Raw genomic sequence first — 654 nt, forward strand, 5'->3', positions numbered from 1 at the left:
GCCTTAGTTTGTGGGAAAAGGGAGAACTGAGAGGAAAACCGAAGCTGGTCTGTGAGAATCATGCGATGCCGGTATTTTATCGGGATGTCATGTATAAGGAAGCAGAACCGGGAGAAGATGCGGCACATTTAAAGCTGTTTGATGGGCGGGAGTGGAAGTGGTTTCAAGTAAAATTACTTCATACCGATATGGAATATCTGCGAAAAAAATGGAGTGGTAAAAAGGCATCTGCCCCTACTTTGGAAAGGAAACATCATAAATATTTCCTTCGGTTTTCATACACAGAGGAAGTAACCTTATCGAAAACAGCTGTAAAAGAGCAGGTGATATGCAGTGTTGATTTGGGAATCAATACGGATGCAGTCTGCAGCATCATGCGTGCAGAATCATGCGTGCAGATGGCACTATCCTGGGACGTAAATTTATAAATTTCTCCAGTGATAAAGACCATTTGTATCATGTGCTTGGCAGAATCCGCCGTTTTCAGAGGGAACATTCCTCCAGACAGGTCCAAAGCCGATGGGATTATGCAAAAAGGCTGAATATGGAGCTGTCCCGCAAAATAGCTGCGGAGATCACGAAATATGCCGCAGAGTATCAGGCAGGTGTAATTGTGTTTGAGTATCTGGAAATGCAGGGAAAAATATCCGGAAA

General features: G+C 43.7%; 1 pseudogene. It reads left to right on the forward strand.

The window, feature by feature from the left end:
• A pseudogene (locus C7U56_RS15410) lies at positions 1-428 on the forward strand (IS200/IS605 family accessory protein TnpB-related protein); the annotation flags it as partial.
• Positions 429-654 lie beyond the last annotated feature (226 nt).

It is taken from the genome of Clostridium fessum, from assembly GCF_003024715.1.
In the GTDB taxonomy this organism is placed as follows: Bacteria; Bacillota; Clostridia; order Lachnospirales; family Lachnospiraceae; genus Otoolea; species Otoolea fessa.